Origin of the sequence: Luteimonas terrae, from assembly GCF_031457535.1 — a bacterium.
Classification (GTDB): Bacteria; Pseudomonadota; Gammaproteobacteria; order Xanthomonadales; family Xanthomonadaceae; genus Luteimonas; species Luteimonas terrae_A.
In genome coordinates, this window is record NZ_JAVDWO010000022.1 from 1 (window position 1) to 6,188 (window position 6,188).

The window sequence follows — 6,188 nt, forward strand, 5'->3', positions numbered from 1 at the left end:
TGCATCTATGCATAATTCGCGCCCCGCTTGACGGGCTGCACTTCGGGGCAGCGGTTGAAGCGGGACGAGAACGACAACAGCCTTCACGCGGTGTTGACAGCCTCGAAAGTCGCGGTAAGATGTGCGGCTCGCTTCAACGAAACGCCTTCGGGCCGGACGCTGAAGTCGGCGGAAACCAGCCCTCACCGAGGTGTTGACGAAAGCCAAAACCGCGCTATGATGGGCGGCTCGCTTCGGAGGAAACTTCGAAGCACTGGGAAGCAGGCGCTGAGGCCGCTTCCGAAGATCTTTGACAGTGTGCGCAGGATACTTATGCGGACGTCTGGCTGGTGGTGTTAGTCCATTAGCAGACGTTCTAGAAAGAGCAAGAAAGATTCAAAAGCATGCAAATGCTGGTGAGTAGTTCGAGTTCTGGAAAAGACATCTGCACTCGAAGCATTAGATGTCACTTCGGTGATGTCGAAACATTTAAGTGAAGAGTTTGATCCTGGCTCAGAGTGAACGCTGGCGGCAGGCCTAACACATGCAAGTCGAACGGCAGCACAGAGGAGCTTGCTCCTTGGGTGGCGAGTGGCGGACGGGTGAGGAATACATCGGAATCTGCCTATTTGTGGGGGATAACGTAGGGAAACTTACGCTAATACCGCATACGACCTACGGGTGAAAGCGGAGGACCTTCGGGCTTCGCGCAGATAGATGAGCCGATGTCGGATTAGCTAGTTGGCGGGGTAAAGGCCCACCAAGGCGACGATCCGTAGCTGGTCTGAGAGGATGATCAGCCACACTGGAACTGAGACACGGTCCAGACTCCTACGGGAGGCAGCAGTGGGGAATATTGGACAATGGGCGCAAGCCTGATCCAGCCATGCCGCGTGGGTGAAGAAGGCCTTCGGGTTGTAAAGCCCTTTTGTTGGGAAAGAAAAGCAGTCGGTTAATACCCGATTGTTCTGACGGTACCCAAAGAATAAGCACCGGCTAACTTCGTGCCAGCAGCCGCGGTAATACGAAGGGTGCAAGCGTTACTCGGAATTACTGGGCGTAAAGCGTGCGTAGGTGGTTTGTTAAGTCTGATGTGAAAGCCCTGGGCTCAACCTGGGAATTGCATTGGATACTGGCAGGCTAGAGTGCGGTAGAGGGTAGTGGAATTCCCGGTGTAGCAGTGAAATGCGTAGAGATCGGGAGGAACATCCGTGGCGAAGGCGACTACCTGGACCAGCACTGACACTGAGGCACGAAAGCGTGGGGAGCAAACAGGATTAGATACCCTGGTAGTCCACGCCCTAAACGATGCGAACTGGATGTTGGGTTCAATTAGGAACTCAGTATCGAAGCTAACGCGTTAAGTTCGCCGCCTGGGGAGTACGGTCGCAAGACTGAAACTCAAAGGAATTGACGGGGGCCCGCACAAGCGGTGGAGTATGTGGTTTAATTCGATGCAACGCGAAGAACCTTACCTGGCCTTGACATGCACGGAACTTTCCAGAGATGGATTGGTGCCTTCGGGAACCGTGACACAGGTGCTGCATGGCTGTCGTCAGCTCGTGTCGTGAGATGTTGGGTTAAGTCCCGCAACGAGCGCAACCCTTGTCCTTAGTTGCCAGCACGTAATGGTGGGAACTCTAAGGAGACCGCCGGTGACAAACCGGAGGAAGGTGGGGATGACGTCAAGTCATCATGGCCCTTACGGCCAGGGCTACACACGTACTACAATGGGAAGGACAGAGGGCTGCAAACCCGCGAGGGCAAGCCAATCCCAGAAACCTTCTCTCAGTCCGGATCGGAGTCTGCAACTCGACTCCGTGAAGTCGGAATCGCTAGTAATCGCAGATCAGCATTGCTGCGGTGAATACGTTCCCGGGCCTTGTACACACCGCCCGTCACACCATGGGAGTTTGTTGCACCAGAAGCAGGTAGCTTAACCTTCGGGAGGGCGCTTGCCACGGTGTGGCCGATGACTGGGGTGAAGTCGTAACAAGGTAGCCGTATCGGAAGGTGCGGCTGGATCACCTCCTTTAGAGACAAGGCTGCATCGCTTGTCCAGGCGTCCTCATAAGTAACCTGCACGATTGGTAATCAAGCAAGACTGGGTCTGTAGCTCAGGTGGTTAGAGCGCACCCCTGATAAGGGTGAGGCCGGTGGTTCGAGTCCTCCCAGACCCACCACATGGGGCCTTAGCTCAGCTGGGAGAGCACCTGCTTTGCAAGCAGGGGGTCGTCGGTTCGATCCCGACAGGCTCCACCATTCTTGATTGATGGTTCACCAATCGCTGCGCACACATCAGATTTGAATGTCGCCGGGCACTGTGGCCTGACGACTGTTCTTTGAAAAATAGGGAAGTAGCGAGCGTCTGAGACAAGAACTCATACGTGTCGTGTGGCTAAGGCGGGGACCTCGAGTCCCTAGTAAATTGAGTCGTTATATTTGCGTCGATGCTTTGTACCCATCGACAGAAGTATGGCTCCGAGGCAACTTGGGGTTATATGGTCAAGCGAATAAGCGCACACGGTGGATGCCTTGGCGGTCAGAGGCGATGAAGGACGTGGTAGCCTGCGAAAAGTATCGGGGAGCTGGCAACAAGCTTTGATCCGGTAATGTCCGAATGGGGAAACCCACCTCCTAGGAGGTACTGCATGGTGAATACATAGCCATGCAGGGCGAACGCGGTGAACTGAAATATCTAAGTAACCGTAGGAAAAGAAATCAACCGAGATTCCCTGAGTAGTGACGAGCGAACGGGGAACAGCCCAAAAGTCGATATGGTTTTAGCAAAACGGTCCTGGAAAGACCGGCCATAGAAGGTGATAGCCCTGTATGCGAAAGGGCCATATCGATGAAAAATGAGTAGGGCGGGGCACGAGAAACCCTGTCTGAATATGGGGGGACCATCCTCCAAGGCTAAATACTCCTGACCGACCGATAGTGAACCAGTACCGTGAGGGAAAGGCGAAAAGAACCCCGGAGAGGGGAGTGAAATAGACCCTGAAACCGTGTGCGTACAAGCAGTAGGAGCTCCGCAAGGAGTGACTGCGTACCTTTTGTATAATGGGTCAGCGACTTATTGTTCGTGGCAAGCTTAACCGTATAGGGGAGGCGAAGGGAAACCGAGTCTGATAAGGGCGCATAGTCGCGGGCAATAGACCCGAAACCGGGTGATCTAGTCATGCCCAGGATGAAGGTTGAGTAACATCAACTGGAGGTCCGAACCCACTCCCGTTGCAAAGGTAGGGGATGAGGTGTGATTAGGAGTGAAAAGCTAATCGAACCCGGAGATAGCTGGTTCTCCTCGAAAGCTATTTAGGTAGCGCCTCATGTGAATCTTCTTGGGGGTAGAGCACTGTTATGGCTAGGGGGTCATTGCGACTTACCAAACCATTGCAAACTCCGAATACCAAGACAGACTGCATGGGAGACACACGGCGGGTGCTAACGTCCGTCGTGAAAAGGGAAACAACCCAGACCCACAGCTAAGGTCCCAAATTATCACTAAGTGGGAAACGATGTGGAAAGGCACAGACAGCCAGGAGGTTGGCTTAGAAGCAGCCACCCTTTAAAGAAAGCGTAATAGCTCACTGGTCGAGTCGGTCTGCGCGGAAGATTTAACGGGGCTAAGTGATAAACCGAAGCTTGGGGTGCACATATTTATATGTGCGCGGTAGAGGAGCGTTCCGTAAGCCGTCGAAGGCAGATTGAGAAGTCTGCTGGAGGTATCGGAAGTGCGAATGCTGACATGAGTAACGATAATGGGGGTGAAAAGCCTCCACGCCGAAAGCCCAAGGTTTCCTTGCGCAACGTTAATCGACGCAGGGTGAGTCGGCCCCTAAGGCGAGGCAGAAATGCGTAGTCGATGGGAAGCTGGTTAATATTCCAGCACCTCGCATAAGTGCGATGGGGGGACGGAGAAGGTTAGGTCTACCAGGCGTTGGTTGTCCTGGGGAAAGGCGGTAGGAGTGGGTCTTAGGCAAATCCGGGACCCTTTAACTCCGAGCACCGAGACGAGCTCATTAGAGCGAAGTGACTGATACCACGCTTCCAGGAAAAGCCCCTAAGCTTCAGCTTATGCAGACCGTACCGTAAACCGACACAGGTGGGTAGGAAGAGAATTCTAAGGCGCTTGAGAGAACTCGGGTGAAGGAACTAGGCAACATAGCACCGTAACTTCGGGAGAAGGTGCGCCCTTGATCGTGGCCCATGCGGGCTACAGCGATCGGGGGCCGCAGTGACCAGGCCGCTGCGACTGTTTATCAAAAACACAGGACTCTGCAAACACGAAAGTGGACGTATAGGGTCTGACGCCTGCCCGGTGCCGGAAGGTTAATTGATGGGGTCAGCCGCAAGGCGAAGCTCTTGATCGAAGCCCCGGTAAACGGCGGCCGTAACTATAACGGTCCTAAGGTAGCGAAATTCCTTGTCGGGTAAGTTCCGACCTGCACGAATGGCGTAACGATGGCGGCGCTGTCTCCACCCGAGACTCAGTGAAATTGAAATCGCTGTGAAGATGCAGCGTTCCCGTGGCAAGACGGAAAGACCCCGTGAACCTTTACTATAGCTTTACATTGAACGTTGAGTTCGTCTGTGTAGGATAGGTGGGAGGCTTTGAAACTATGGCGCTAGCTGTGGTGGAGCCAACCTTGAAATACCACCCTGTCGTGCTTGACGTTCTAACCTAGGTCCGTTATCCGGATCGGGGACCATGTATGGTGGGTAGTTTGACTGGGGCGGTCTCCTCCCAAAGAGTAACGGAGGAGCTCGAAGGTACGCTCAGCGCGGTCGGACATCGCGCACTGTGTGCAAAGGCATAAGCGTGCTTGACTGCGAGATCGACGGATCAAGCAGGTAGGAAACTAGGACTTAGTGATCCGGTGGTTCTGTATGGAAGGGCCATCGCTCAACGGATAAAAGGTACTCCGGGGATAACAGGCTGATACCGCCCAAGAGTTCATATCGACGGCGGTGTTTGGCACCTCGATGTCGGCTCATCACATCCTGGGGCTGTAGTCGGTCCCAAGGGTATGGCTGTTCGCCATTTAAAGTGGTACGCGAGCTGGGTTCAGAACGTCGTGAGACAGTTCGGTCCCTATCTGCCATGGGCGTTGGAGATTTGAGAGGGGCTGCTCCTAGTACGAGAGGACCGGAGTGGACGAACCTCTGGTGTTCCGGTTGTCACGCCAGTGGCACTGCCGGGTAGCTATGTTCGGAAGCGATAACCGCTGAAAGCATCTAAGCGGGAAGCGCGCCTCAAGATGAGATCTCCCGGGAGCTTGACTCCCCTGAAGGAACCATCAAGACCAGGTGGTTGATAGGCTGGGTGTGTAAGCACAGCAATGTGTTGAGCTAACCAGTACTAATGATCCGTGTGGCTTGACCATATAACCTCAAGTTGCTTCTAACCGAAGCATCCTTGGCCAACGACACGAATGAGTCGTCACAAATGTTCGCTACTTCCCAACCTCTGAGAGCGTGAGCGCTGTCAGTCCCACTTTCGATCGCATACCTGCGTCGAGAATCGGGCCGACCTGCGACCCTCCACCCTCTCCCTGGTGACTATAGCTGTATGGAACCACCCGATCCCATTCCGAACTCGGAAGTGAAACGTACATGCGCCGATGGTAGTGTGCATCTAGCATGCGAGAGTAGGTCATCGCCAGGGTTTTTACCCAAAACCCCCGCCGGTATCCCGGCGGGGGTTTTTCTTTGCGTCGGATTTGGACAAAGTCAGGCGGAGCGGAGAAACTCCGGCGCGGATGATTTGATGGCGAGGGGGATTTACTCCGCAAGCAGCGACGAGAATCTATTCGAAGGTGGGTGGCGGCTCGGTGGGGGCGAGTCAGGTATCTCCACCGCACGGGTGGGGCCGGGCCGGCTCCGCTTAAGGTGCCCACGGCACCACCTACGATTACGAAGAGCAGGCAGTGATCCAGACAGCTCGCCGACACACACGGTGATGGGATTTGCTTGGCTCGATCCGGCTCAGGGACGGAAAAGCCCCGGGGAATGACATCGTTCTGTTCGAGACAGCTCAATGCCTAGGGAGGGTCTGAACAATTCCGCTTTTGGCCGTCATTCCCGCGAAGGCGGGAATCCAGCGTCTTTGGTTCTCAAAGGCTTGAAGTCACTGGATCCCCGCCTTCGCGGGGATGACAGCAGTTATTCAAACCCTCCCTAGAAGGATTGCAAAGGCAGAGCCGCAT

Annotated in this window: 2 tRNA genes and 3 rRNA genes; all 5 read left to right on the forward strand. The window is 54.6% G+C overall.

Annotated elements, in window-relative coordinates:
- Positions 1–469 precede the first annotated feature (469 nt).
- The 5 genes from J2W68_RS17885 (at position 470) to rrf (ending at position 5,647) form a co-directional block, all read left to right on the forward strand.
- Positions 470–2,014: ribosomal RNA gene (locus J2W68_RS17885) — 16S ribosomal RNA — on the forward strand.
- Between the two features lie 71 nt (positions 2,015–2,085).
- Positions 2,086–2,162, forward strand: a tRNA-Ile gene (locus J2W68_RS17890).
- A gap of 3 nt (positions 2,163–2,165) precedes the next feature.
- Positions 2,166–2,241: transfer RNA gene (locus J2W68_RS17895), tRNA-Ala, on the forward strand.
- A gap of 241 nt (positions 2,242–2,482) precedes the next feature.
- Positions 2,483–5,366: ribosomal RNA gene (locus J2W68_RS17900) — 23S ribosomal RNA — on the forward strand.
- A gap of 167 nt (positions 5,367–5,533) precedes the next feature.
- Positions 5,534–5,647, forward strand: a 5S ribosomal RNA gene (gene rrf, locus J2W68_RS17905).
- Together the 16S, 23S and 5S rRNA genes with 2 tRNA genes alongside form the textbook arrangement of a ribosomal RNA operon.
- Positions 5,648–6,188 lie beyond the last annotated feature (541 nt).